Annotated in this window: 22 protein-coding genes and 2 pseudogenes; 5 read left to right on the top strand and 19 right to left on the bottom strand. The window is 71.8% G+C overall.

Annotation, left to right across the window (positions count from 1 at the left end):
- Positions 1–22 precede the first annotated feature (22 nt).
- Positions 23–1,255, top strand: a complete 1,233-nt coding sequence (locus tag J8M50_RS39515; protein ID WP_010357567.1) for a serine hydrolase domain-containing protein — start codon at positions 23–25, stop codon at positions 1,253–1,255.
- Here the strand turns inward: J8M50_RS39515 and J8M50_RS39510 are convergent.
- The 4 genes from J8M50_RS39510 to ribA all read right to left on the bottom strand — a co-directional run bounded on the left by J8M50_RS39510 (position 1,252) and on the right by ribA (position 5,387).
- The gene (locus tag J8M50_RS39510; RefSeq protein WP_010357566.1) at positions 1,252–2,406 is read right to left on the bottom strand and encodes a saccharopine dehydrogenase family protein; all 1,155 of its coding nucleotides are present in this window, start codon (positions 2,404–2,406) and stop codon (positions 1,252–1,254) included. The two genes, J8M50_RS39515 and J8M50_RS39510, sit on opposite strands and share 4 nt — an antisense overlap.
- Positions 2,407–2,455: 49 nt before the next feature.
- Positions 2,456–3,505: a saccharopine dehydrogenase gene (locus J8M50_RS39505; RefSeq protein WP_010357564.1), complete on the bottom strand. Its 1,050-nt coding sequence runs from the start codon at positions 3,503–3,505 to the stop codon at positions 2,456–2,458.
- Positions 3,502–4,647 (bottom strand): NAD(P)/FAD-dependent oxidoreductase, encoded by a 1,146-nt coding sequence (locus J8M50_RS39500; RefSeq protein WP_010357562.1) that lies wholly within the window; start codon positions 4,645–4,647, stop codon positions 3,502–3,504. The genes J8M50_RS39505 and J8M50_RS39500 overlap by 4 nt, the downstream gene beginning before the upstream one ends.
- Positions 4,648–4,727: 80 nt before the next feature.
- Positions 4,728–5,387 carry a GTP cyclohydrolase II gene (ribA, locus tag J8M50_RS39495; protein WP_010357560.1) on the bottom strand — a complete coding sequence of 220 codons (660 nt, stop codon included), beginning with the start codon at positions 5,385–5,387 and terminating at the stop codon, positions 4,728–4,730.
- A gap of 48 nt (positions 5,388–5,435) precedes the next feature.
- Here ribA and J8M50_RS39490 point away from each other — a divergent pair, with 48 nt between their 5' ends.
- A complete protein-coding gene (locus tag J8M50_RS39490) occupies positions 5,436–6,218 on the top strand; it encodes a creatininase family protein (protein WP_178854896.1) in 783 nt (260 codons plus the stop codon).
- A gap of 134 nt (positions 6,219–6,352) precedes the next feature.
- On the opposite strand, the pseudogene J8M50_RS39485 reads toward J8M50_RS39490, so the two are convergent.
- The 5 genes and pseudogenes from J8M50_RS39485 to J8M50_RS39465 form a co-directional block, all read right to left on the bottom strand.
- Positions 6,353–7,096: pseudogene (locus J8M50_RS39485) on the bottom strand (lysylphosphatidylglycerol synthase transmembrane domain-containing protein); the annotation flags it as partial.
- Positions 7,097–7,311: 215 nt separating this feature from the next.
- Positions 7,312–8,223: a methyltransferase domain-containing protein gene (locus J8M50_RS39480; protein ID WP_010357556.1), complete on the bottom strand. Its 912-nt coding sequence runs from the start codon at positions 8,221–8,223 to the stop codon at positions 7,312–7,314.
- Positions 8,220–9,443 carry a glycosyltransferase family 4 protein gene (locus J8M50_RS39475; RefSeq protein ID WP_010357555.1) on the bottom strand — a complete coding sequence of 408 codons (1,224 nt, stop codon included), beginning with the start codon at positions 9,441–9,443 and terminating at the stop codon, positions 8,220–8,222. The genes J8M50_RS39480 and J8M50_RS39475 overlap by 4 nt, the downstream gene beginning before the upstream one ends.
- Positions 9,440–9,838: a 6-pyruvoyl trahydropterin synthase family protein gene (locus J8M50_RS39470; RefSeq protein WP_010357554.1), complete on the bottom strand. Its 399-nt coding sequence runs from the start codon at positions 9,836–9,838 to the stop codon at positions 9,440–9,442. The genes J8M50_RS39475 and J8M50_RS39470 overlap by 4 nt, the downstream gene beginning before the upstream one ends.
- Before the next feature lie 134 nt (positions 9,839–9,972).
- Positions 9,973–10,950 carry a zinc-dependent alcohol dehydrogenase gene (locus tag J8M50_RS39465; protein ID WP_010357553.1) on the bottom strand — a complete coding sequence of 326 codons (978 nt, stop codon included), beginning with the start codon at positions 10,948–10,950 and terminating at the stop codon, positions 9,973–9,975.
- 108 nt (positions 10,951–11,058) lie between these two features.
- Here J8M50_RS39465 and J8M50_RS39460 point away from each other — a divergent pair, with 108 nt between their 5' ends.
- Entirely contained in the window at positions 11,059–11,916 is an 858-nt protein-coding gene (locus J8M50_RS39460; protein WP_010357552.1) for a CDP-alcohol phosphatidyltransferase family protein, read from the top strand.
- A gap of 83 nt (positions 11,917–11,999) precedes the next feature.
- Here J8M50_RS39460 and J8M50_RS39455 read toward each other — a convergent pair whose 3' ends face one another.
- From J8M50_RS39455 to J8M50_RS39430, 6 genes and pseudogenes are all read right to left on the bottom strand, one after another.
- Positions 12,000–12,677 (bottom strand): YcnI family protein, encoded by a 678-nt coding sequence (locus J8M50_RS39455; RefSeq protein WP_010357551.1) that lies wholly within the window; start codon positions 12,675–12,677, stop codon positions 12,000–12,002.
- 36 nt (positions 12,678–12,713) lie between these two features.
- Complete coding sequence (locus J8M50_RS39450) at positions 12,714–13,370, bottom strand: hypothetical protein (protein WP_040837727.1); 657 nt, start codon at positions 13,368–13,370, stop codon at positions 12,714–12,716.
- A 34-nt stretch (positions 13,371–13,404) separates the two neighbouring features.
- Positions 13,405–14,700 carry an MDR family MFS transporter gene (locus J8M50_RS39445; RefSeq protein WP_010357549.1) on the bottom strand — a complete coding sequence of 432 codons (1,296 nt, stop codon included), beginning with the start codon at positions 14,698–14,700 and terminating at the stop codon, positions 13,405–13,407.
- Entirely contained in the window at positions 14,697–16,460 is a 1,764-nt protein-coding gene (locus J8M50_RS39440; protein ID WP_010357548.1) for an ABC transporter permease subunit, read from the bottom strand. Before J8M50_RS39440 ends, J8M50_RS39445 begins: the two co-directional genes overlap by 4 nt.
- A gap of 4 nt (positions 16,461–16,464) precedes the next feature.
- On the bottom strand, positions 16,465–17,958 hold the full coding sequence (locus tag J8M50_RS39435) for an ABC transporter substrate-binding protein (RefSeq protein WP_010357547.1): 1,494 nt from the start codon (positions 17,956–17,958) through the stop codon (positions 16,465–16,467).
- A gap of 608 nt (positions 17,959–18,566) precedes the next feature.
- Positions 18,567–19,094, bottom strand: a pseudogene (locus tag J8M50_RS39430) (GNAT family N-acetyltransferase); the annotation flags it as partial.
- Between the two features lie 613 nt (positions 19,095–19,707).
- Here J8M50_RS39430 and J8M50_RS39425 point away from each other — a divergent pair.
- Together J8M50_RS39425 and J8M50_RS39420 are read left to right on the top strand one after the other, a co-directional pair.
- Positions 19,708–20,655: an ATP-binding protein gene (locus J8M50_RS39425; RefSeq protein WP_010357545.1), complete on the top strand. Its 948-nt coding sequence runs from the start codon at positions 19,708–19,710 to the stop codon at positions 20,653–20,655.
- Between the two features lie 72 nt (positions 20,656–20,727).
- Positions 20,728–21,120 carry an SCO5389 family protein gene (locus tag J8M50_RS39420; RefSeq protein WP_010357544.1) on the top strand — a complete coding sequence of 131 codons (393 nt, stop codon included), beginning with the start codon at positions 20,728–20,730 and terminating at the stop codon, positions 21,118–21,120.
- 9 nt (positions 21,121–21,129) lie between these two features.
- Here the strand turns inward: J8M50_RS39420 and J8M50_RS39415 are convergent, their stop codons facing one another.
- The 4 genes from J8M50_RS39415 to J8M50_RS39400 all read right to left on the bottom strand — a co-directional run bounded on the left by J8M50_RS39415 (position 21,130) and on the right by J8M50_RS39400 (position 26,374).
- On the bottom strand, positions 21,130–21,549 hold the full coding sequence (locus J8M50_RS39415) for a hypothetical protein (protein WP_010357543.1): 420 nt from the start codon (positions 21,547–21,549) through the stop codon (positions 21,130–21,132).
- Positions 21,550–21,713: 164 nt separating this feature from the next.
- Positions 21,714–23,837 carry an elongation factor G gene (fusA, locus tag J8M50_RS39410; protein ID WP_010357542.1) on the bottom strand — a complete coding sequence of 708 codons (2,124 nt, stop codon included), beginning with the start codon at positions 23,835–23,837 and terminating at the stop codon, positions 21,714–21,716.
- Between the two features lie 356 nt (positions 23,838–24,193).
- Complete coding sequence (locus J8M50_RS39405) at positions 24,194–24,880, bottom strand: nucleotidyltransferase domain-containing protein (protein ID WP_010357541.1); 687 nt, start codon at positions 24,878–24,880, stop codon at positions 24,194–24,196.
- Positions 24,881–25,105: 225 nt separating this feature from the next.
- Positions 25,106–26,374, bottom strand: coding sequence for a Wadjet anti-phage system protein JetD domain-containing protein (locus tag J8M50_RS39400; RefSeq protein ID WP_010357540.1), 1,269 nt, complete (start codon positions 26,372–26,374; stop codon positions 25,106–25,108).

Here is a 26,374-nt window from a genome sequence, read left to right as displayed (position 1 = left end):
CAGTCGCCCCCGGAGGAGAACGATGGCACTGCTGCGGCAAGAGGTCGACCCGAGTGAGGTCGGGCTGGATCCGAAGGTGCTGGACCGGATGGACCAGTACATCGCGCACGAGGTGGCGGCGGGCCACCTCCCCGGCTACCTCGTCTCCGTGGCGCGCGGCGGCCGGGTCGCCCACCTCACGACGCACGGGCACCGTGACGTCGCCGCCGGACTCCCGGTCGAGCCGGACACGCTCTGGCGGCTGTACTCCATGACCAAGCCGGTGACGTCGGTGGCGGCGCTGCTCCTGGTCGAGGAGGGCCGGATCGGCCTGGACGACCCGGTGGCCCAGTACATCCCGTCGTTCGCCGAGCCGCGTGTGTACGTCAGCGGCAGCGGGCGCGACCTGGTGACGCGCCCCGCCGACGGCCCGATACTGGTCCGGCATCTCCTCACCCACACCGCCGGGCTGACGTTCGCGTTCTACGGCACGCACCCCGTGGACGCCCTCTACCGCGAGGCGGGCCTCGACTCGTCGGTGGCGCCCGGCACGGACCTCGCGGGCACGGTCGACGTGTACGCCTCGCTGCCGCTCCAGTTCGAACCCGGCACCGAGTGGAACTACTCGGTGGCGACGAACGTCCTCGCGCGGATCGTCGAGGTGGTGTCCGGGCAGCCGCTGGACGCGTTCCTCGCGGAGCGGGTGTTCGGGCCGCTGGGCATGCCCGACGCCGGGTTCTGTGTGAACGACGTGCAGGCCGGGCGGTTGTCGGAGCTGTACGGGGAGACGGAGGACGGGGGGATCAGACCGGTCGCCGGGCTGCCGCTCAGGGGCGGGCGGCCCCGGTTCCTGTCCGGCGCCGGTGGCATGGTGGCGGGGGCGCACGACATCCACCGGTTCGCCGAGTTCCTGCGCGGGCGCGGCGAGTTGGACGGCGTACGGCTGCTCTCGCCGGACACCGTCGACCTGATGACCCGCAACCACCTCCCCGGCGGCGCCGACATACGCACCTTCGGCAGCCGCCCGTCCCACGACGAACCCAGCAAGGACGGCCTGGGTTTCGGCCTGGGCGTCTCGGTGGTCATCGACCCCGACCGCACCAAGGCCCCGGCGGGCAAGGGGACTTACGGCTGGAGCGGCGTCGCGACCACGACGTTCTGGGTGGACCCGGAACACGATGTGACGGTCCAGTTCATGACCCAGGTCCGGCCGCGTTCGTCACACGCCCTGTACCCGGAGATCAAGAGGTTCGTGCACGAGGCGCTCGCACGCTAGCCGACCCGCATCGTGAACTCCAGCCCTTCCTCCGCGAGTTCGTTCAGCCACTCCTCCGAGCGGACCGCCGTCTCCGCCGCTCGGCTCAACCCCGGCGGCAGGGAGGAGTCCAGGATGTGGCGGGCTCCGAGCGCGAGGGGGCGGGAGACCGTGTGGGCCATGGCGGACTCCTCGGCCGTGCCGACCCGGTCGAGGAGGTAACTGCCGGACCAGGTGCGGCCGTTGGGGCTGCGGACCGACAGGGAGACGCCCAGGACCACGCGGTCGCGGTCCGCGCGGGTCGTGGGGTAGGTGCGGGCCAACTCCCCCGCCAGTTCGGCGATCCGCGCGTCGTCGCCCTTCTTCAGCTCGGCGAAGACCGAGTCCCACGCCTGCTGCCAGCCCTGGAGCCTGAGGGTGCCCCGCACGAACGTGTCGGCCAGCCAGCCGGACGGCAGGTCGTACTGGGCGATGAAGGGGACGCTGTCGCGGTTGGGGTACGCCTCGAACGTCTCGCCGCCGAGGGCGAGTTCACGCGTCGCCTCCCAGGGGAGAGGCGTCACCTTCTCCACGCCGGACTCGATGTGACGGGCGGGTGAGCGCAGGGCGTTGAGGACGCCGAGGGGCGCCCAACTGAAGCGGTAGCGGAAGGAGTTGGGGACGGCGGGGAGGCCGCCGCACCAGGAGGTGAGGGAGTAGGTCGCCCTGTTCTCCGCGCCGATCTCCGCGCGGGCCCGTGAGACGAGGCTGTGCGCGAAGAGGTGGTCGATGCCGGGGTCGAGCCCCGCCTCGGTGAGCACGGTCAGGCCCGCCGCCCGCGCCGCCTCGGCCTGCGCCGCGATCTCGTCGGACACGTAGCTGGAGCAGGCGAAGTGGGCCTGCCCGGCGACGCACGCGGCGAGCAGCGCGGGATGGTCGCCGGCCGGGAGCATCGACACCACCACGTCCCCCGGGGCGAGTTCGGCGGCGAGCGCGTCGAGCGTGTAGGCGCGGGGCTCGGCCCGGTCGGCGATGCCGAGGCGGTCGAGCGCCTCGGCCGCGCGGTCGACGGTGCGGTGCCACAGGCGGACGCGGTCCGCCTGTGCGGTGAGCGCGGTCAGTCCGCTGCCCGTGGAGAGGCCGGCGCCTATCCAGTGGACCGTACCGCTCGCGGGTATGTGCTGCTGCGACACCGCTGCCTCCCCTTGCCTCGACGTCACTTCCGGGACTGACCCTTCCCGACTAGCCCTGTTTGATGCCGAGTTCGCTCGACGCCGACGCGAAACGCGCCAGGCAGCGCGCCCAAGGCCCGTCATCCGTACGGAAAGCGAGCAGCTGCGGCAGCAGACTGGCCGAGAAGTCGGTGCTCGACTCCAGCGGCAGCAGCGAGGGCAGGTTGTCGATCGCGATCAGGTCGAACGGCGGCTCGTCACGCAACCGCCGTACGGGGTCGGTCCATTCGGTCGTACGGTCGTAGACCGGCAGGACGTTGAGGGGCGAGCCGACGTCGCAGGTGACATCGGCGACCGTGCGGAGCCGGCGGCCGGGGTCGTCGAGGTCCTGGGGGCGGACGAACGGGGGTACGGGGGTCGTCGCGAGAACGCAGTTGACCAGCAGATCGTGGCCCAACAGGGCGTCGCGGTCCAGGTTCTGGGTCTCCGCGACGTCCCAAGTGGTCGGTGCCACGCCCGCCGCCGCGAGAGCGTCCCGCGCACCCCGCCCGCTGCGGCCCAGCGCGCCGATGACCAGGGCCGCGATGTCCGCATCTCCAGGTACGGAACTCAGCAGCTCCCGCAGCGACTTCTCGTCCGTCGGCGTCAACTCCCCCGCGAGGCGCCCCCGGTGCTGGAGGACGGCGAGGGCGGCGCCGAGGAACCCGGCCCAGTACCCGAACGCGGCGAGGCGTCGGCCGTCGTCGTCCGTGAGGTACTCCAGGTCGAGGAGGGCACCGCCGCCTCGGGCGAAACGTGTCAACAGGGCCTCGGCACCGGGCTGTCGCTTGTAGGCGTGGCCGAAGAAGATGTGCCGGTGGACCAACTCGGCGGGGTCGTCGGGGAGTTCCTTCAGGCCCAGGATCACCGCGTCGCCCGGCGCCGACACCCACGAGCCCGCGGGCGCGACTTGGGCGCCGACAGCCTCGTACTCCTCGGTGGGGAAGATCCGTTGGGGCGAGTCCTCCACCGTCAGGGTGATGCCGGCCTCGGTCAGGCGGCGGGCGTCGGCGGGGACGACCGGGGTGCGGCGTTCGGTGGCGCGGGGTTCGTGGCGGAGCCACAAGTGGACGGCGGTCATACGCGGTTGGCCTCCGGGCGCGGGGCGTCGGCGGCGAAGCGGCCGGCGCTCAGGGGGGTGACGTCCACGAAGGGTACGCGGCCGAGGACCAGGTCGCGCATCACCTCGCCGACGGCGGGCCCCTGGAGGAAGCCGTGGCCGGAGAAGCCGGTGGCGTACAGGAACCGGGAGACCGAACTCGCCTCGCCGATCAGCGCGTTGTGGTCCGGGGTGACCTCGTACAGGCCCGCCCAGCCGCCCGTGCGGCGCAGGTCGAGCAGGGCGGGCGCCCGGTGTTCCATCGCGGCGGCGAGGCGCGGTATCCAGCGGTCGTGGGCGTCGGTGGCGAAGCCGGGCCGCTCGTCCGGGTCGGACATGCCGACCAGCAGGCCGGGGCCCTCGGGGTGGAAGTAGAAGCTGGTGGTGAAGTCGATCGTCATCGGGAGGTCAGGCGGCAGCCCGGGAAGGGCTTCCGTGACGGCGACTTGACGTCTCAGCGGCTGAACGGGCAGATCCACACCCACCATTGCCCCGATCGACTTCGACCAGGCGCCCGCCGCGCAGACCACGGTGTTCGTGGTGATGCGGCCGATGCCGGTGTGCACGGCGGTGATCGCGGTGCCGCGCACTTCGATGCCGGTGACCTCGGTGCGGCGCAGGATGCGTACGCCGTGCTGGCGGGCGACGGCCGCGTAGCCGTGGACGACGGACTCGGGCGTGCAGTGCCCGTCGTCGGGCGAGTACGCGGCGGCGAGCAGGCCGTCGGTGGTGATCAGCGGGTTGAGGCGCTGTGCCTCGGCCGGGTCGATCAAGCGGCTCGGGACGCCGAGGGAGTTCTGGAGCGCGATGCCCGCCTCGAAGGAGGCGACCTCCTCGGGGGTGGTGAGGAGGAAGAGGTAACCCGTGCGGTGCAGGCCGATGTCCTGGCCCGTGTCCTCGCCGAACCGCGCGAACGCCTCCAGACTGCGGGCGCCGAGCAGGATGTTGACCTCGTCGGAGAACTGGGCGCGGACCCCTCCGGCGGCCTTCGAGGTCGACCCGGCGGCGAGTTCGTCCCGTTCGACGAGCACCACGTCGCGGACCCCGGCGGCGGCGAGGTGACAGGCGACGCTGGTGCCGATCACCCCGCCGCCGATGACGACGACCGAGGCATGCGTGTTCAAGCGTGCGACTCCTTGTGGGCGGCGGCCCCGGCCCGTCTGCCGAGGCCGGGGCGTGCGATGGCCGTCCGGACAGCGGGAGTTCAGGACCAGTGGGCGACCGCGTCGAGGTGCGGGAGGCGGTGGTCGAGGCGTTCGCGTTTGGTGCGCAGGTACGTGATGTTGTTCTCGCACGGCGGGATCAGCAGCGGCACCTCCTCGGCGACCTCGATGCCGTTGTCCGTCAACGCCTCGCGCTTGCGCGGGTTGTTGGACATCAGGCGCACCGACTTCACGCCCAGGTCGCGCAGGATCTCGGCGGCCACGCCGTAGTCGCGGGCGTCGACGGGGAAGCCGAGGGCGACGTTCGCCTCGACCGTGTCCAGGCCCTCCGCCTGGAGCGCCATCGCGCGCAGCTTGCCCAACAGGCCTATCCCCCGGCCCTCGTGGCCGCGCAGGTAGACGACGACACCGCTGCCCTCGGCGACCACCGCACGCAGCGCGGAGTCCAGCTGGTCGCCGCACTCGCAGTGCTGCGAGCCGAACGCGTCACCCGTGAGGCACTCCGAGTGCAGCCGGGTCAGGACGTCCTCGGTGCCGATCTCGCCGTAGACCAGCGCGACTTGTTCGTCACCCCGGTCGTGGTCCATGTAACCGACCGCCTGGAATTTGCCATAGACCGTAGGAAGAGGGGCATTCACCACGCGTTCCACGCCCGTGCGCTGCGGGGTCTTCTTGCCGAGTACACCGATTTTTTCTGTCATGATCTGGTTCCTAAGAGTCCGATGGGGAGTCGAAAGGGCGGGAAAGCGATGAGTGGTCCGGAGATACGGGCGGCGGGGCGTGGGACGGTGGCCTCGGCACTGCCGACGGACACCACCGATGACGTACGGACGCGGGGGGCTGCTGTCTCAACGCGGATCGCGGTCCTTCCCGTCGGCAGCTACGAGCAGCACGGCGCGTATCTCCCGCTGGCCACCGACACGCTCGTCGCCTGCGCGATCGCGCGCGAGATCGCGGCCTCGCATCCCGTGCACCTCCTTCCGCCCGTGACCATCGCCTGCTCGCACGAGCACGCGGGCTGGCCGGGCACGGTCAGCATCTCCGCCGTGACCCTGCACGCCGTGGTCCGTGACATCGCGGACTCGCTGCGGCGTTCCGGGGTCGAGGGTCTGGTCGTGGTCAACGCGCACGGCGGGAACTACGTCCTCGGCAACGTCGTCCAGGAGGCGTCCGCGCGGGGCGAGCACCTCGCGCTCTTCCCGGCCCCGGAGGACTGGGAGGAGGCCCGCGTCCACGCCGGGGTCGAAACCTCCCTCCTCACCGACATGCACGCCGGTGAAATCGAGACGTCCATCCTTCTGCACGCGCACCCGGAAGTCGTCAGGCCCGGCTACGAGTCCGCCGATTTCACCGCCGACGACCGCCGTCATCTCCTCACCTCGGGAATGTCCGCCTATACCGATTCGGGTGTCATCGGCCGGCCTTCGCTCGGCTCGGCGGAAAAAGGGGAACGGCTTCTGGCGAGCCTCGTGGATTCCTTCGGGGCGTATTTCTCGCTGCTGAGTTCGCGGATTTCGGAAGAGACGGAGTAGGACGACGCCCGGGCGGGTACGGGGGTGGCACGCATCCCCGTCCACCACCGCACCACCAGCACCCCGGCCCCCGGCAGCGCCGCCACGAAACACAGCACCCCGTACACCACCGACACCGAGAACCCCATGTCGGCCCCCAGCCCCGCCGCCCCGAACGCCCACGCCGTGACCCCTTCCCGAGGCCCCCACCCGCCGACGTTCAGCGGCACCCCCATCGCGAGCAGCGCCAGCACGGCGAGCGGCAGCAGCCGTACGACGGAGGTGGACGCCCCGGCGACCCGCGCGGCGATGACGAACGTACCGATGTGCCCGGCGAGGACGACGACCGAGGACAGCGCGACCCCCGGCCCGTTACGGCGGGACAGCAGCGCCCCCCGCCCCTCGCCGAGCATCCCCCGTACCGCCCTCCCGCGCCGGGACGACACAGGCGTCCGGTTCATGCGGACGGCGAGCAGAACGGCCAGCGCACCGACCCCGGCGAGCGCGACCAGCGGAACGACGTGCCGCACCTCCCCGGCGACCGGCGAGGGTACGGCGAGCAGCACGCCAAGACCGACGACGGCCAGCGCGAGCTGTCCGGCGGCGCGTTCCCAGAACACGGCCCGCACACCCCGCCCGACATCGCCCTCGCTCTGCCCGTGCCGCACGGCCCGGTGGACGTCGCCGAGAATCCCGCCCGGCAGCGCCGCGTTGAGGAACAGCGCCCGGTAGTAGTCGCCGAACGCGGCCCCGAGCGGCAGCCGGATCTTCAGCCCCCGCGCGACCAGCGCCCAGCGCCAGGCGCTGAAGAAGGTGGTCACCCCGCCGATGGCGAGCGCGAGCAGCAGCGACCCGGCGTCGATCCGCCGCAGCCCGTCGAGGAAGACGCCGGTACCCATGCGCCAGAGCAGCACGCCGATGATGAGGACCCCGGCGAGCGTCCCGAAGTGGGTCCGCAGAACCCGTACCCAGCCCCGCGAACCCGACGCCGAGCGTTCGACGCCGGCCGCCTCACCCTCGTCCCCGTGCGACAGAACCTCCACGCCCTGCCGCACCTCGGACGAAGGCCTCACGCCCACCCCACCCGTTCCGACACCCCCCGACCCCTCGGCCATCAGACGCTCCCCACCGGCCGGGCCAGCGCCAGCAGATCCGTGTGGTGGACGACGACCCGCAGCTCCCCGGCAGCGGCGGCAGCAAGCCGCGCCTCCAGGTACGCCTGCGCGCGGGCGGCGAGCGAGGGGCGTTCCTCGACGGCCGCGCCCACCCATCCCCGCAGCCACTGCGCGGTCAGCGCGGCCTCGGCGGGCCCGAGTCGCCAGGCACTGGGGTGCAGTTTCACCGTGGCCCCCCGCGCACTGAACGCCTCGGCGGCCACGTCCGCCGCGTCGGGACCGAGGAGCCCGTCCCGCCGCTGGTGGGCGTTGAAGGCGTCCTGGATCTCCGTGTCGAGCGGGTCGGGGTCGGACATCTCTACGCGACCGGCGACGGACAGCGTGAGCAGCGCCGGGCACCCGGCGCCCACGCACGCGTCGACGAGCGCGTCGATCTCCTCGCGGGTCAGCACGTCGAGCAGAGCGGACGCGGTGACGAGGGACGCCCCGCTGAGCGCGTCCGGCGTCAGCCGGGCCACGTCACCGCGCCGCGTCTCGACGGTCACCCGGCTGCCGTCGGCGGCGGCGCGCGGCGAGGCGACGGCCGCGAAGTGCAGGAGGTAGGGGTCCCGGTCGTGGAGGACCCAGTGCTGGGGCCCGTCCAGGCGGGGCGCCAGCCAGCGCCCCATGGACCCGGTCCCGCACCCGAGGTCGTGCACCACGACCCCGGCCTTCCCCCGGGGGAGGTTCGCGAGCCGTATCCGCAGCGGGTCGAGGAGGTCCAGCGCCCGCGCGCCCGCGTCGGCGGGTTCACGGAGCTGGAGCCACTCGGGGGCGTACCGGGGCGGGTCGTCGGGGCCGGACTCGCGCAGCCGTACGGTGGCGCGTTCGGCGACCGGTCCGGCGCCGGGGATGACGTCCGCGCTGCTCATGCGGCCCTCCAGGACTCGCGGGGAAGCCGGCCGAGGACGCCGGCGAGGCTCTTGGCGGTGGCGGCCCAGCCGCCGAGTGCGGCGCGCCGGCCGCGGGCTGCGGACTTGAGGCGGCGGCGCACGTCCGCCTCCCCGAACCAGCCGCGCAGTTCGGCCGCGAGGGCGGCCGGGTTCTCCGGGGGCACGAGGATCCCGGGCACCCCGCCGTCGGGTGCGCGCCCGACGGCCTCGGGGACGCCGCCGACGTCGGTGGCGAGGACGGGGATGCCGCGCGCGAGGGCCTCGGTGACGGCCATGCCGTACGTCTCGGCGTACGAGGTGAGGACCATCAGGTCGGCGCAGGCGTAGCTGGCGTCGAGGGCGGCGCCGGTCTTCGCTCCGACCAGGTGCAGGCGGTCTTCCAGGCCGTGGCGGGCGATGAGTTCGCGCAGGTGGGCGACGTACTCGGGGTCCTGGTCGACGCCGCCGACCAGGTCGCAGCTCCACGGCAGGTGGGTGACGGTGGCGAGCGCCTCGACGAGCCGGTGCTGGCCCTTGCGGGGGGTGACGGCGGCGACGCACACCAGGTGCGAGACGCCGTCGGTGCCGGAGGCGAGCGGCGCGATGTCGGCGCCGGGGGCGGCGACGTGCACCTTCTCGGGGGCGAGGCCGTGGTGCGAGACCAAGCGGCGTACGGCCCAGTCGCTGGTGGCGATGACGGCGGGCACCGCGCGCAGCACGGCCCGTTCGCGGGCGTCGAGTTCGGCGGCGACCTCGGGCGCGAGGCCCGTCTCGTCGCCGAGGGGGAGGTGGACGAGGACGGCGAGCCGCAGCCGCTCGGCCTCGGGGACGACGACCTCGGGGACCCCGCAGGCCACGATCCCGTCGAGCAGGACGACCGACCCGTCGGGCAGGTCGCGCAGTGTGCGCGCGAGCGCGTCGCGGTCCTCGGCGGCGGGGCGCGGCCACTCACCGGCGGCGAGGTGCTTGCGGACCTGCCAGCCGAAGCCGGGCAGGTCCAGGCAGACGCGGCGGTCGTAGGCGTTGCCGCCGCTGGGACGGCTCGGGTCGTCGACCCCGCCGGGCAGGACGAAGTGCACGGTCCGCAGGGACATCGGGATCAGGTCCCCGTTCTTCCTGGCGACCGGCTGCACCGGCTGCACCGGCTGCTGCTTCGGCACGTAGGCGAGCGCCGACTTGTCGAGCCGGACCGGCGTCCGCTCCATCGTCGTGTCGGTCACAGCGCACGCTCGTAACTCGCCCAGGCGATGTGCGACTCGTGCAGCGTGACGGAGAGCGCGGAGATGCCCCGCGCGCCCTCCCCGAGCGCTCCCTTCGCGATCCGCTCGGCGAGCCGGTCGGCGATGACCTTCGCCAGGTACTCGGTGGAGGTGTTGACCCCCGCGAAATCCGGCTCGTTGTCCAGATTCCGGTAGTTCAGTTCCGCGACCACGGCGCCGAGCTCCTGGCTCGCGAGTCCCATGTCGACGACGATGTTGTCGTCGTCCAGCTGCTCACGGCGGAAGGTGGCGTCCACGAGGAACGTCGCTCCGTGCAGGCGCTGCGCGGGTCCGAAGACCTCGCCGCTGAAGCTGTGGGCGATCATGATGTGATCGCGGACGGTGACACTGAACAACGGACGACCCTCCAGGTGCGGCACGTCTGGTCCCCCGGCCTTCTCGCGCCGGAGGATGCCGTGTAGTACGGCCGGCCGCTTCCCCTTGTTCAGCGGCCACTCACTCTTTTCTCAGGTCAGGCGTACGACGCCCGTCAAGGCGCCGGGTAGCGCACGCGGTGACACAGCGCGGGGATCTCTCCGGAGGCCAGCTTCGGGAGCACGGCCGGGAGTTCCTCGAACGCGCACTCACCGGTGATCAGCGCGTCGAGCGCCGGGTCGGCGAGCAGGTCGAGGGCGAGCGCGAGGCGGTCGGCGTAGGAGCGGCTCGCGCGCGCGGGCGAGACGGTGCCGACCTGGCTGCTGCGGATCGTCAGACGCCGGGAGTGGAACGCCTCGCCGAGCGGGAGGGCGATCCGGCGGTCGCCGTACCAGCTGAGTTCTACGACGGTTCCCTCGGGGCGCAGGAGTTCGAGGGCCCGGTTGAGGCCGGCCTCGGTGGCGCTGGCGTGGATCACGAGGTCGAGGTCGCCGGCCGCGTCCTGGGGGAGGGCGAAGTCGATGCCGAGTTTCGCGGCCGTGTCGGCTCGGGTGGGGTCGGCGTCGATGAGCTGGGCCTTCACGCCGGGGAACCTGGCGAGGAGGGCCGCGACCGAGGAGCCGACCATGCCGCCGCCGATGACCGCCACGCGGTCGCCGATCATGGGGGCGGCGTCCCAGAGGGCGTTGACGGCGGTTTCTACTGTGCCGGCGAGGATGGCTCGTTCGGCGGGGACGTTGGGCGGTACGACCATCACGTTTGCGGCTGGTACGACGTACCTCGTCTGGTGCGGGTACAGGCAGAACACCGTCTTGCCGACGAGTTCCGCCGGGCCCTGTTCGACCTCGCCCACATTGAGGTACCCGTACTTCACCGGCGCCGGGAAATCGCCCTCCTGGAACGGCGCGCGCATCGCCGTGTGCTGGTTCTCGGGGACCTTGCCGCCGAACACCAGCGTCTCGGTGCCGCGGCTGATCCCCGACCACAGCGTCCGCACCAGCACCTCGCCCTCGCCGGGCGCGGGAACCGCCGTATCACGCAGCTCCCCCTCACCCGGACGGCTGACCCAGAACGCGCGTGCGGCGCCCTTCATAGAAAACCTCCTGAACGATCTGCATCCGGTTCACGTACCGAGATGTGGCACAGGCCGCGCACAGTACGCGGCGATGATCGACTCTGTCACTCGGCCGGAGGATGTGCGGTGGCCCTGAACAACACGTACGAGGCAAGGCTGGTCCAGCAGGAGACCGCTCTGGGAGCGGGCGCTCAGCTCCTGTTGCTGGCCCTGCTCGGCTCGGTGATCGGCATGGGGACGGCGGGCTGGGCTACCGGCCTCGTCTTCGCCCTCGGTACCTGGGCCCTGCTGTCCGGCGCCTGCCACCGCTCCGGAATCCGCACGTTCGGCCCCGCCAACCGCGTCACGCTCGGCCGCGCGGTCCTGGTCGGCGGGGTGACGGCCCTGGTCGCCGACTCCTTCGAGTCCGCGCCGCCGGTCACGCTGCTGGTCGGCCTCACGGCGGTGGCCCTCATCCTGGACGGCGTGGACGGCAAGGTGGCCCGCCGTACGGGGACGTCGACGCCGCTCGGCGCGCGGTTCGACATGGAGGTCGACGCGTTCCTGATCCTGGTGCTCAGCGTGTACGTCTCCACCCAGCTCGGGCCGTGGGCGCTGCTGATGGGCGCGATGCGGTACGTGTTCGTCGCCGCCGCGTACGTCTGGCCGTGGCTCAACTCCGCGCTGCCGCACAGCATGGCGCGCAAGACGGTCGCGGCTACGCAGGGTGTGTGCCTGCTCCTCGCGGCTTCCGAACTGCTGCCGTACGCGGCGAACCTGGCGATCGCTGGTACGTCGCTGGCGGCGCTGATCTGGTCGTTCGGCCGGGACGTGCTGTGGCTGTTCCGGACGCGGCCGGGGGCCGAGAAGAAGGCGGAGAAGGTTGTGGAGAGCGCGGCTGTCGCCGAGCCGGTCGTCGTCCGGCCCGAGCCCGTCGTCGTGATCTCGGAGCCGATCGTGGCGGCGCTGGCTGCCCAGGAGCGGCCGGTGCTCGCGGCACGCTGACTTCTCGTACGACAGGCCCGGACCCCGCGGGGGGAGTCCGGGTCTTTTCGTTTCTACGCCTTTTCGTTTCTACGACGTGATGCTTACGACCTTGGCGAGCGCGCCCGCGCCACCGCGAAGCCCCCCGCCCCCAGCGCGACCGCGCCGAGCGCCAGTCCGCCGATGCCCAGTTCGCGGGCCGTCGAGTCGTGGTCGGCGGCGCTCTTCGCGACGGGTGCCGCCGCCGGCTTCCCCGAGGTCAGTGTCAGGACCGGCGCCGGGTTCTCCGGGTCGTCGTCGCCCTGGCCTGCCGCCTCGATCCAGCGGACGACCTTGCCGCTGTCGTACGTCTGGAGGGTCTTGAACTCCAGTTTCGCCGCGTCCTCGGGGAGCTGGCCGAAGGCGACGTCGAAGTCCTCGAACTGGCCCGGCGCGATCTTCCCGCCGGTCCAGGTGATCTCGGAGACCGCGTCGGTGATCGTCCCGTCGTCGGTCTTGACCGGGGTCTTCAGCTTGGCGGTGGTGACCTTGGGGGTCCAGCCGTCCTGGGAGCGGACCAGGACGCCGAGGAGGGGGTGGTCGGTGGGGAGGAAGACCTGTACCTGGGAGGTACTGGCCTTGTCGTCCTCATTGGGGACGCGGAACGTCAGGAGGCCGTCGGTGGCTCCCTGGGCGTAGCTCTCCGGGTGGACGGTGACGTGCGCGGACGCGGCGCCGGCCGCCGCGAGGACACCGCCCGCCGCGAGCAGGACGGCGAGGGCCGCGGTACGTGTGCGGAACATGGCTGACTGATCTCCGTACGAATTGAGTCGATTCCTTCAGGCCGGGTACGGAACCGGCTCGGGCGGACCTCTACGCCGTACGGCGTGCCGCAGCAGGAGGCTTCGCGGCGCGGGCAGATGCCGCCACCGCCGTACGACTCTGCTGGCGCCGGCGGCGATCCGCACGGGCCCGCGCCACCAGGCGACGAGCCCGGGGACCAGCGCGACGGCGCGGCGCAGGAGGGACCAGAGGGCGGCCTCGCCGCGCCGGAGCCACCAGGAGGTGAGCAGCGCGGCGAGGAAGTGGGCGGCGAGGGTGTGGGGGGTGGAGTGGTGTACGAGGGTGAGGTGAGCGGAGTTGGGGTGCGCGAGGTCGAGGTGAGCGAGGTTGGAGTGAGCGGAGTCGAGGTGAGCGGAGTGCGAGGGGAGCGGCATGTTCATGCCCTTCATCCCGCTCCCACCCCTCGTCACCCTCCCGAACCCCACATGCAGCGCACCTTGCGCCACCAGCGTCGCCCCGCCGATCCCGACGAGACTCCGCTCCCGCCCCCCGAGCACCCACCCGGCACCGAAGACGACACAGAACCCCAGCCCCTGCGCACCGGCGGACGGCGTCTCCCCCACCGCCACCAGATGCGCCCCGACAGCCAGCAGCACGCACACCGCCGCGAACACGGCGGCACGCAACCCCCGAACCCCCGGCGACGCACTCATGTCCCGGGATCCTGCCACGCCCACGCGCGCAGCTTCACCCGCCTTGGCTGTTCTTGGAAATCGACGCGCTCTCCTCGACGGGTTCGGCGTACACGGCCGTTTCCCTGGACCCGGCCGTTTCCGTACGCGGCAACAACGCGATCGCCCCCACCGGCACCACCGCCAGCACCACCCACGGCACCGCCGCGGGCAACCCCGAATCCAGCAGCGTCCCCGTGAGCGAACTCCCCACCAGCACGATCAGCCCGGACACCGACGACAACGCCCCCGTGTACAACCCGAGCCGCCCCTCGGCCGCGAGGTCGGGCACCCACGCCCGCGCGGCCGGCGCGACCAGCATCTGCCCGAACGTGAGCAGTACGACGAACCCGGCGGCGGGCAGCAGCCCGACGTTGCCCTCCACCCTCGCGGGCAGCGCCGCGGCGACGACCGCGAACCCTGCGGCGATGAGCGCGAGCCCGCCCGCCATGGACGTACGGAGGCTGAGCCGCTCCCCCACCCACCGCGTGACGGGCAGCTGCGCGGCGACGACGAGCGCGGAGGAGAGCGCGAACAGCCACGACAGCGGCGTCTGCGACCCGGCCGCGCGTTCGACCTCGGCGGGCAGCGCGAGGTAGAGCTGGTTGTAGGCGAGCAGATAGGCCCCGTACGCGCAGCACAGCGCGAGGAAGCGCCGGTTGCGCAGCAGTGGCCCGACCCCGCCCTTGACCCGCGTCTTCTGGCGCCCGGGTATGTGCTGCGGCAGCAGCCACGCGTGTCCGGCGAGGACGAGGACGAAGATCCCGGCCCCGGCCAGGCACACCGTACGGAAGTCGACGGACAGCAGCAGCGCCCCGATCAGCGGCCCGACGAACGCGCCGGCCTGCCCGGCGACGGTGAACAGCGCGAGCACGCGCGTGCGGGGCCCGTTGCCCTCTTCCTCCCAGACGACGGCCTGCCGCGCGACCTCGCTCTCGACGGCCGGCGAGAACAGCGCGGCGGCGAACCCGATGAGCAGCACGGCCCCGATGACGGACGCGACATGACCGGCGAACCCGAGCCACACGAACCCGGCGATCCTCAGCACGCACCCGGCGAGGACGACGGGCCGCACCCCGTACCGGTCGGTGAGCGCGCCCCCGACGACGAACAGCCCCTGCTGGCTGAACGTCCTGAGCCCCAGCACGAACCCGACGAGCCACCCCGCGAGCCCGATCCCGGTCCCGAGGTGCTCGGCGAGGAACGGCAGGACCGCGAAGAACCCGACGTTGAAGGCGAGTTGGGTGAGGATCAGCAGCCGCAGCAGAGGGGAGAGCCGCGCCGTCTTCTCGACGCCGGTCGCCAGGGTCATCGGGCCGCCACCAACTCTCGTACGGGTTCGGGTAGTTCGGGAATCTGCGGGTCGCCGGGGTCGCTCGTACGGCGTCCGCGCAGCCCTCCGGCGGTCACCGCGAGCGCGCCGAGGACGGCGAGCGCGGCGGCGGGCGCGAGGACGGCCCACGGGGCGCGTTCCGCGTACGGCTGGTTCTCGGCGAGCAGCAACCCCCATTCCGGGGACGGGGGTTGGGCGCCGAGGCCGAGGAAGCCGAGGGTCGCGAGGGCGAGGGCGTTGCCGGGCAGGCGCAGGGCTGCGTGGCGGGCGACGGGCGGGAGGATCGCGGGCAGCAGCGCGCGCCGCAGGAGGTGGAGTCGCCCGGCGCCGAGCGCGCGGGTCGAGGCGAGGTGGACGGCCGCCTTCTCCTGGGCGAGCAGCGCGGAGGTGTGCGCGGCGAGGGGCGCCCAGGCGACGACGGTCACCGCGAGCGCGGGCGTACTCGCACCGCTCCCCCACACGGCGGCGACCAGCAGCGCGGCGAGGACGGGCGGTACGGCGTTGACGGTGTCCACGAGCGGCGCCGACAGCCTCGGCACGAGCCCCAGCAGGACGCCGATGACGTACGCGGCGAGGCTGATCCCGCCCGCGAGCAGCAGCGTGTCCAGCGCGCCGTGCGCGACGCGGGCGAGGAGGTCGCGGCCGAGGGCGTCGGTGCCGAACGGGTGCGCTGCGGACGGGGGTTGGAGGCGCCGGGTGGTGTCGACGGCGAGCGGGTCGCGGGGCAGGCCTGCCACGACGACGGCGACGAGGAGTCCGCCGTACAGCAGCGGCGGGAGTCTGTGCGCGGGCGGGTCGGGGCGGTGCAGGGTGGGGAGGGCGCCGTCGCGCAGGGCGGGGCCGAGGAGGGGGCGGGCGGCGAGGCGGGCGGCGCCGGTGACGAGGGCGGCGAACAGGACCAGCGCGAGGGTGCCCGCCTGGAGGACCGGGAGGTCTTGGGCGAGGGCGGCTTGGAGGGTGGTGCGGCCGAGGCCGGGGATGTCGAAGATCTGCTCCACGACGACCGATCCGCCGGTCAACCCCACTGCGAACAGGCCCAGGTTGGGCAGCAGTCCGGGCAGGCAGCGCCGTACCGCGTGCCGGGCGATCCGGCCGCCGGGGACTCCGCGCGCGGTGGCCGCCTTCGCCCAGGTCTCGGCGAACGCCGCGGGCAGCAGGTCGTCCAGCAGCCGCCCGAGCACGGCCCCGGCGGGCAGCCCGAGCGCGAGCGCCGGGAGGATCGTCCACTTGAGCCCGTACCAGCCGAGCGCGGGCAGCCAGCCGAGCTGGACGCCTACGACCGTGGCGAGCACGGACGCCGTGAGGAACTCCGGCAGCGCGGCGAGCATCGCGGAGCCGGACCTCGCGGGGGCGCGCCGGGTGCGGCGGAGGGTGGGCGTACAGATCAGGGCGGCGGTGACGGTCGCGACGACGAGGGCGACCGTCACCAGCAGCAGGGACGCGCCGAGCGCCTGGAGTACGGCCGGGGTGACCTCCTCGCCGGAGATCCAGGAGCGGCCGGCGTCGCCCTGCGGGAGGCCGGAGAGCCACTGGCCGAGGAGGTGCAACGGGCCGTCGGCGAGGCCGAGTTGCCCGCGGATGTCTTCGAGGACCTGCGGGGTGGGGTCGCGGTCGACGGCGCGGGCCTTGAGGACGGTCAGCGCCGGGTCCGTGTCCGTCAGCCAGGGGAGGAGGCCGATGCCGCAGACCAGGCCGGCGGCGAGGGCTGCCCGCCACAGGAGCGCCGTGACCCGTGCCACGCGGTCAGCGCCGGGTGCCGATGCCGACGAGCGTGCGCTCGTACGGGTCGAGGAGGACGCCGCGCACGCTCGCGCCGACGCCGGTGATGACCCGTTGGTGGACGAGGGGGACGACCGCGTCGGTGCCGAGGATCGCGGCCTCGGCCGTCATCGCCGCGTCCTGGCGCTTGCCGGTGTCGGTGACGCCCTGCGCCGCCGCGACGGCCTGGTCGGCCTTCTTGTCGCAGAGCTGCGCGATGTTGAAGCCGCCGTCGCAGGTGTAGTCGCTGGCCAGGACCGCGACCGGGTCGCCGGTGTCGAGGAGGGTGTTGCGGGCCTGCACGAACGCGTCGAACTTGCCCGCCAGCGCGTCGCCCTCCAGGCGCGAGTACTCCCTCACCTCCAGGGTGACCTTGAACCCGGCCTTCTCCAGCTGCTGCTTCAGCACCTGTGCGGCTTCGGGGAGTTCGGGGCGGTTGTCGTACGTCGCGAGGGTGACGGCCGTGTTGTCCGGCTTGCCGGGGGTGGCTCGGCCGACGGGTGCGGTGCGCTTGCCCGCGGCCCAGGTGACGGCGGGGCCGTAGATGCCGGTGCCCGCGTCCGCGTGGCCCTCGTACACGCCCTTGGCCAGCGTCGAGGTGTCGACGGCGGCCCTTGCGGCGGCCCGCAGCGCCGGGTCCTTGAAGGGGCCCGTCCTGCTGTTGAGCAGGAGGCTGGTGGTGCGGGTGGTCGCCGTCTCCTTGCGGGTCGCGGCGTCGAGGGTGGCCGCCTGCGCGACGGGGATCGCCTCGGCGACGTCGACCTCGCCGGTGCGCAGGGCGTTGGCGCGTGCGGTGCCGTCGGCTATGAAGCGGGCGTCGATGCCGGACGCCTGGGCGCGTCCGCCCCAGTAGTCGTCGAAACGGTCGAGTGTGGCGGCGGTCGTACCGTTCACCTTGCTGATCTCGAACGGCCCGGTGGCGGTCCCGACCGGGTCCGCCGCGCCCTGCGCGCCGTACGCCTTCGGCGCGAGGATCGCCAGACTCGGACTGGTCAGCCGCAACGGCAGCACGGGATCGGCGACGGCGGTCGTGATCCGTACGCCGCTGACGCCGTCGGCCTCGGCACTGAGCGTCACACCGGCGAGCGCGGCGGGGGCGGGCTTGGCCTGCACGGCACGCCCGAGCGAGCCGGACACGGCGGCGGGGGTGACACGGGTGCCGTCCTGAAAGGTGGCGTCCCTGAGCTCGAACACCCAGGTCCGAGCATCCACGCGCTTCCACGACTGAGCCAGGGCCGGCGCGGGCGCCCCGTTCGCATCCAACGCGGTCAGCCCCTCGGTAACCCCGAGCCGACTGAGAATCGTCGCGTCGGCACCGTACGGGGAGAGCTTCTCGGCGGGCGGGAAGGCGAGGGCAACCCGGAGACGGGCGCTGTCGTCTTTGCCGGACGCGTTGTCATCACCGCCGGCGCCTGACGCGAAACAGCCGGCGAGGAGGGGGAGGGCGGAGAGGGCGAGGAGGAGGCGGGGGGTGCGCATGTTCTACCGGTCTGTCAGGAGGGGGGACGGGGAGGTGGCTATGCGGTGCCTGGCGGGGGCGGGGTGGTTTACGGGGGTTCGGTCCGTGGGGGCCTGGTCCGCAGGGGTTCGGTCCGCAGAGACCCTGCCTGCGGTAACGCGGCCGGAAGGACCCGGGGCTGCGGAAGCTTGATCTGCGGAGGCCAGGGGTGCGGCGACCTGGTCTGCCGGAGTCTTGTACGCAGGGGGTCGGTCTGCGGGGGCGGATGCTGCGGAGACGCGGCCTGCGAGGGCCTGGTCCGCAGGAGCTGGGGATGCAGAGGCTTGGTCTGCGGGGGCCCGATTCACTGAGGCTCGTCCGCTGGAGCCTGGTCCGCGAAGGGCGGGGGCGCGGAGACCAGGGTTGCTGAGACTCGGCCCGCAGGGGTCGGCGCTGTGAAGGCCGAGGCTGCGGAGACGCGGACTGCGGGGATCGGCGCTGTGGAAGCTTGGTCCGTCGGGGTCCCGCCTATGGCGGTGCTGCCTGCCGAGGTCAGGGTTGCGGTGGTTCGGTTCGCCGGGGTTTTGTTCGCAGAGGGTTGGGCTGGGCGGGCCTTGTGCGTGAGGGCCCTGCCCCGGCGGACCGCGTCGAACGGGACCTCGAAGTGCATGACCGACTGGGCCGCGCCCTGGGTGGGGTTCCGTTCGTCGAGTACCACCTCGCCGAGCGAGCGCCAGAAGCCCTCCGCGCCCTCCACCGACGGGTCCGTGTGGAGGTACACGGAGCGGTAACCCCCGTCCGCCGCCGCGAAGTCGAGCAACTCCGCGACCAGGCGTCGGGCCAGTCCCCTGCGGCGGTGTTCACGCCGGGTGTAGATCCGTCTGAGCTGCGCGGTCGTCCCGGAGGGGTAGCACTCGGCGAGGTGCCGGGGGTTCGGTGGGTGCAGGGGGCCGCGCGAGTCCAACGCGCCCGTCGCCACGACCTCGCCCCCGGCGTCCACCGCCACCAGCAACGTGTGCCGCACCGGCGCCACGTACGCACCGGCCAGATCGATGATGTCCCCGTGCCATCTCGGCACGTACCCCGTCCCGAAGTCCCGGTACACCGTATCGAGCATGACGGCCCGCGCCTCGTCGAGGTCCTCCGGGCCGGCTGGCCTTATGCAGTAATCACGCACTTGCACATCATACGCAGCTAGCACGCCAGTGCGATCAAGAGGCCACCGGCAACCGCTCCACCCCCTCGATTTGACAGCCCCCACTCGCCCTCCTAAAACCTAGTCACATGAAACCCATTTTCAAAACGCCGAGCCTCGCGACGAGAGACACCTGAAGGCAGCCGGACCACACACCCCGCCCACCCGACGACCGACGCAGGCACCACCACGTGGCACCAGACGGCAACCGGTACGGCAAGACGTCCGTCATCACCCCTCACAGCCTGAGCCTCCCCACTCCGGATGACGCCCGCCCCAGTGCTTCACGGGATCTACGCCCCCAGCCCTCACACGACCACCACGCCGACGCCGCCCACAGTCCCCGACCCAGCAGCCCTCGTCCCCACCCTGCCAAGCAGGCCCTTCGTCTCCACCTCGGCGTGCCCCTCCACCCCGGCGCTCCTCTCGGACTCGGCCACCGTCCCCGCCTCAACCCCCTCCTCAACAAGCCGTACCTGCGCCACCTCATCGACGCCCCTGACCCCGCCCCGTCACACCATCTCCGTCCTGCCAAGTCCCGCCCCCTCAACACCCCAGCCCTCCCTCACCCCCGCCCCACAGAGAGTCACCAGCGATGCGCATTGCCTTCGTCGGCAAAGGCGGCAGCGGAAAGACCACCCTCTCCGCTCTCTTCGCCCGACACCTGGCCCGAACCGGCGCCCCCGTCCTCGCCGTGGACGGTGACATCAACCAGCACCTGGCCGAGGCACTCGACCCCGATGCCGAGCCGTTCACCGCAGCCCCGCTCGCCGGGCACATCGGCGAGATCAAGGATCTGCTGCGCGGAACCAACCCGCTGATCCCGTCCCGCGAGGCGATGGTCAAGACGACCCCGCCCGGACGCGGCTCCCGCCTGCTGAGCCTCCTCGGTGATGACGAGCTCCACGCGCGCCATGTCCAGCGGATCGGCGGCGTCCCCTTGATGGTGACCGGCGAGTTCGACGAGAGCGATCTCGGCGTGGCCTGCTACCACTCCAAGCTCGGCGCGGTGGAGCTGTACCTCGGGCACCTCGTGGACGGCCCCGGCGAGTACGTCGTCGTCGACATGACCGCCGGCGCGGACGCCTTCGCCTCGGGACTGTTCACCCGGTTCGACATGACGTTCCTGGTCGCCGAACCCACCCGGCGGGGCGTCTCCGTGTACCGCCAGTACCGCGACCACGCCCGGGAGTTCGGCATCCCCCTGGCCGTCGTGGGCAACAAGGTCACCGGCGAGGACGACCTCCTCTTCCTCAAGGAGCAGACCGGCGACCACCTGCTCACCTACCTCACCCACTCCTCCTGGGTACGTTCCGCGGAACGCGGCACCCCCCAGGGCGAGCTGGAGGACACCAACCGCCACGCCCTCGATGTCCTGCGCGCCGCGGTCGACGCCCGCCCCAAGGACTGGCCGGCGCTGCACCGCCACGCCGTCGACTTCCACCTCCGCAACGCCCGCGCCTGGGCGAACACCGCGACCGGCCTGGACCTGGCGGCCCAGGTGGACCCGGAGTACGTACCGGGCATCCTCCCGAGCGCCTGACCGGGGCACACCATCCCGCCCCCGCCGTAAAACGGCCTCTCCTTTCACCCCCATCTCTCGAACAGGACCCCCATGTCTCTCGACGTCTCCCCCACCCTCCTCGCCCAGGCCGAAGCCGGTGACGTCCGCGAGGAGGACTTCGTGGACACCGTCCGCACCTCCCTCCCCTACGCCTACGACCTGATCGCCTCCCTCGCCGCCGACCTCACCAGCGGCACCGCCGAGTTCACCGACAACCAGACCCCGCCCCCCTCCGAGCACGAACGCGGCCAGCTCCTGCGCGCCCTCGCCAGCGACGCCATCCGCACCAGCCTGGAGCGCCACTTCGGTGTGGCCCTCGCCTTCCAGAACTGCCACCGCGTGGCGGCCTTCCACCCGGACGCCCGCACCGGGGAGACGTACGCCCGCTTCACCTCCGTCCGCTCCCAGCTCCTCAACCAGTCCCCGGAGTTCCGGGACTGCTGAACCGGCACCTCACACCCCCGTCGCGTCGAGCAGCCGCACCAGCTCCGCGCGTCCGTACCCGAGGGACTCGGCGCGGTAGCGGGCCATCAGCACCAGGTGGGCCACGATCTGCGCCCCGAATCCGTCCTTCCCGTCGTCCATCCACTCCTTCGGGTCGATCCCGAGGCTGTTCATCACGAGTCCGTGCGCACGGCGGATCTCGGCGAGCGTCTCGGCGATCGCGTCGAGCATCGTCGGGCCGGGTCGCTCACAACGGAGGGCGAAGCACCCCCCGTTGACCGGCCTGCACCCATCGGGTGGGTTCACCCGCAGCCCCTCGTACCGCTCGTCGTCGAAGGAACCGCCCTCGAACTCCTCGTGCACCAGCACGAAACGGTGCAGGCCGGGAGCCGGTGGCGGGATCGGCGGGTTGCACTGGAGAAGGCCCATCTCATTACCTCCGTCTGGTCCGGGTGCCGGGAAAATCTCCCGACACCCGGCCAACGGACCGCCCCTCGAACACGTGCCCAGAATTCGAAATGTCACTCGATAGGGTGACATCCAGTTTTCCGTTGACCGCGCCGAGGGCCACGCCCCCTATCTACGGGCGACCGTCACCGCCCGCCGCCCGACATCAAGCCGGCCGGCGCCGGCGCATACCCCGTGGGCCGAGCCGTGAACACGCCCCGCCCCTGCGTCCGCCCCCGCAACCGCCCCGCATAACCGAAGAGTTCGGCCAGCGGCACGGTAGCCGTGACGACCGCCGCACCAGAGCGCACCGAGGACCCACCGACCCGCCCCCGCCGCGCCGCGAGATCCCCGAGCACCAGGCCGACGACAGCCTCGGGCACGGTCACCGTGACCTCGGCGACCGGTTCGAGCAGCACCATCGCGCAGCCCCGCAGCGCCTCCCGCAGCCCGAACCTCCCCGCCGTACGGAACGCCTGCTCGGACGAGTCCTTCACATGCGTCGCCCCGTCGGTGAGCGTGACGCGCAGCCCGGTCACCCGGTGCCCGCCGAGCGGCCCTTCGGCGAGGGCGTCACGGCAGCCGGCCTCGACGGCACGGACGTACTCCTGCGGCACCCGCCCGCCGATGACCGCCGACCGGAAGACGAACTCCCCGTCGTACGTCTCGACTTCGAGCACGACCTGGGCGAACTGCCCCGCACCACCGTCCTGTTTGACGTGCCGGTACACGACACCGGACACGCCTCGCCCGACGGTCTCGCGGTAAGTCACCCGGGGACGGCCGATGTTGACGTCCACCCCGAGCGTCCCCCGGATCTTCTCCACGGCGACCTCCAGATGCAGTTCCCCCATGCCGGACAGCACGGTCTGACCCGTCTCCGGATCGGTCCGCACCGCCAACGACGGGTCCTCCTCGGCGAGTCGGGCCAGCGCGGATGCCAGCTTCTCGGCCTGCGCGCCCCGGCACGCCTCGACCGCGACGGAGACGACCGGCTCCGCCACACCGGGTGGCTCCAGCACGAGCGGAGCGTCCGGCGCGCACAAAGTCGCCCCGGTCCGCGCGGACTTGACCCCGACGACGGCCACGATGTCCCCGGCCACGGCCCGCTCCAGCTGCGCATGCCGATCGGCCTGCACGCGCAGAATCCGCCCAACTCGCTCACTGCGCCCGGCTGTCGCGTCCCGCACGACGTCTCCCTTCTCGATGGTCCCGGAGTAGATCCGCAGGTAGGTCAGCCGTCCGGTGGGCGTGACGGCGACCTTGAACACGAGCGCGGCGAAGGGAGCGGAGGGGTCGGCGGGGCGGGACTCGACGGGGGCCGAGGCGGCGTCGGACACCGGCGCATCTCCTATGACGGGTCCGGCAGTTGGCGCGTGCCGCCCACCCTCCACCGGCATTCCCCGCACCGCAGGCACGTCCGACGGTGACGGCAGGTACGCCACCACCGCGTCGAGCAGCGGCTCGATCCCCCGGTTGCGATAGGCGGAGCCGCACAGCACGACCACGCCGTCCCCGCTGATCGACAGCTCCCGCAGCGCGGCGACCAGCGTCGCCGCCGACACCGTCCCCCGCCCGCAGAACTCCTCCAGCGCCACCGGATGCCGCTCGGCCACGGCCTCCTCCAGCAGCCGTCGCCGACGCAGCGCCTCGTCCCGCAACTCCTCGGGTATCTCGGCGGATACGACACCGTCGTCACCGTCGGCCCATGTCAGCGCCCGCAGTTGGACGAGGTCGACGACCCCGGTGAACAACTCCTCGGAACCGATGGGCAGTTGGACCACCAGCGGCGTCGGGTGAAGGCGTTCACGGATGGAGGCGACGGCCCGGTCGAGGTCGGCGCCCGCGCGATCGAGCTTGTTGACGAAGGCGATACGCGGCACCCCGTGCCGATCCGCCTGACGCCACACGGACTCGCTCTGCGGCTCGACACCGGCCACCGCGTCGAACACGGCAACTGCCCCGTCCAGCACCCGCAGAGCGCGCTCGACCTCGTCGGCGAAGTCGACGTGCCCGGGGGTGTCGATCAGGTTGAGCCGGTGCCCGTCCCAGTCACAGCTGACGGCTGCCGCGAAGATGGTGATACCCCGGTCGCGTTCCTGAGGATCGAAGTCGGTGACGGTCGTCCCGTCGTGAACTTCCCCTCGTTTATGGGTGGTTCCGGTGGCATAGAGAATCCGCTCCGTGACGGTGGTCTTGCCCGCGTCGACGTGGGCGAGGATGCCGAGATTGCGTACGGCGGAGAGCTGGCGGTCGAGGTTGTCGCGCATGGCCCTATGGCCTTTCGAGGTGCGTCCGAGTGAGGGAAGGCGCGATGGGAGGACGAAGTCCCGCCTGTGGAAACAGACATGACGGAACGTCAAACTGCTGTGACCGCAAGCGAGTTGACGTTGGTCAGAACTTCGTCACAGAGACCGGTGCCGGGCGCGCAGCGAGCACCGGGCACCCCAGGACACGAGGATCACCTCGTACCGGGCGCGGGGAGTGGCGACAGCGGTGTGCTCACACATGGCCAACTCCCCTTCTACGGCTCGATGAACGCGCACCCCTTGTCATGGGCGGCGCGACGACAGACGTGAGTGTAGGGAGGAAGGGACAACCGGGTCACACGGTTTTCCACCCTCACCTACCCTGCACAGAACTCCCGCCGCACCCTCCGCAACCACGCCTCGACAACCCGCTCGTCCGGCTCCTCCGGCAACACCGTACGAGTCACCGCGAACGCCTCCTCGAAGCGCTCCAGCACAGGCAAGGCCGCATCGGCGTCGGCAGCGACCTCTTCCCCGAACCGGTGATAGCTCTCCGGGTCCTCGACGCGCACGGTCAACCGCCCGGTGCTGTACAGCTCGAACCCCTGCTGGCACAGCCGCTTGAGATGCCGCGCGTGCTTGGCGGTCCGCTTCCGCGTGTCCGCCGAGAACGACCCGTCCCCCCGCCCCTGAAGCCGCCTGAACTGCTGCGTGGCGTACCCGAGATAGGCGTCCCGGACCCGCCCGGCACTGAGCAACGACTCCCGGATGCCGATCAGTTCGTCCCCGAGGCCGGTCCGCGTCTCGTACAACTCGTCGGGCAGCCAGACGAGTTCCATCACCGTAGGGTTGCCGGACAGGGCGAGCCGGCACCACTTCCCCGCCTCGTGCAGGGTCCGGTCGGGTGCGGTGGTGACGTAGGACTCCTTCGGCCGGTGCAGACCGTGCAGTTCCTCCGTGGGAACCGCGAACATGCCGAGGCGGTCGATGTCGGAGCCCTCGCGAGCGAGCCCGTACGCGGTCGAACCGACGACGCCGGACAGCAGAATGTTCTGGACGGTCATGCCCTACCCCCGTGGTGATCGCCTTGACCCGGACATGATGCCGTCCCGGCCGCCCCGCCCACCTCCAGGTTTTCCGCTGAGGACCGACGCTGAAAATGAGAGTTGACAAGGTCTCTGACCTGCGCACTATCAGTTCGACAGGCATCGTACTAGCGCGATTTTGGGACATTGGAAATGAGAGTGGCTCTGACCTGCGCTTATCGAGAGGCCCAGCCGAGGGCACACTCAGAACGGTTTCAGTTCGGCCAGCCAGTGGTGCAGGTACGGGAGGACCTGTTCGTGCATGCCTTCCTGTTCGCAGCGAAGCCCTCCGTGCTCGATCATGGCGGTCACGAGGCCCTTGAAGGGGCTCGGGACGGTCTCGGTATGCTTCTTTGCCTCGTTCAGCCACTTTTCGAGCTGTGACGGTTCCTCCACGAGTTTGCGCCCGCGGCGGTACAGGTCTGCGTCCATCGCGATCGGGTGAATGATGCGGCCGCTTTTCGCGGAAAGGTCGAGGATGATGTCGATGCCCGGCGGGTCGAGATCTCCCCAGGCCGCGATCGGCATCGACTCGGGTACGCGGATACCCAGGAAGTGCGCCAGTGCTCCGGAGGCGAATCCCTCGGTCCAGATGCAGAGCCAGTCCCTGGGGACGCTGGTGCGCGACGTGACCGCTTCGAAGGTCTCCTGGTTCTCGATGAGGAGGATGCCACAAGCCTGGAGGTCGAACCGGCCGTCTCTCGTGACCGTCCAGCCGGGGAGCTCGATGAAGGGTTCAGCGAGGGAGAGGTCCGCCACGAGGCCTTGTCGGTGCCATTCGGCCGGGCCGGTCATCCTCAGGCCCGTGTCGCTGGTGTGGACGGCCTCGGTGAACGGGAGGCCGACCAGCTTGGAGAAGGCGGCCTTGGAGGCTTCGGTCCACGTCTTGGTTCCGCCCAGTGCCCGCGCTGCCAGTTCACGCTCGCTGCATTTCCAGTCTCGGCTCGCGGTGCGGAACCATTCGGCTGCCGCCCGCAACGCGGCGCAGTACGTGTCCCAGTGAGGAGTGCCAGCGCGTGAGCCTTTGGGGGGCACACGTCTGTTGTCGTTCGGCAGGGATGCAAGCAGTCTGTGTTCTGTGGCCAGTTCCGAGACGTCGGCGATGGCGGCCAGAGTCTCGGCGCGTTCCCTCATCAGACGTTCCCGTTTGATGATTGCCCGGTACCGGGTCTGGCCGCGTTTCGTGCGGATCGGCCCGCCGGCACCGATGATCAGCATCCGGAGCGGCAAGGTGTGCCGGCTGCTGCGCAGCAATGTGTCTGCGCGTGCAAGCTGGACGTCGGTCGCACTGACGGCGTCGCCGAACAGGTCTATGAGATCGGCGCGTTCACGGTCTGTCATCTGTAGACGCAGACGGCGATTCAGCTTGCCACCGTTGGCGATGTGCTGGCGCACGCGGGCGCAGAACAGGGCCCCGCCCGGGCTGACCGCCCACTCCATGAGATCGGGGTGGAGGGCGACGTGGGTTCCCAT

Source organism: Streptomyces acidiscabies (genome assembly GCF_020010905.1).
GTDB lineage: Bacteria > Actinomycetota > Actinomycetes > Streptomycetales > Streptomycetaceae > Streptomyces > Streptomyces acidiscabies.
Note: the sequence above shows the minus strand (reverse complement) of the source record. Positions and strands in the feature narration are given on the sequence as shown.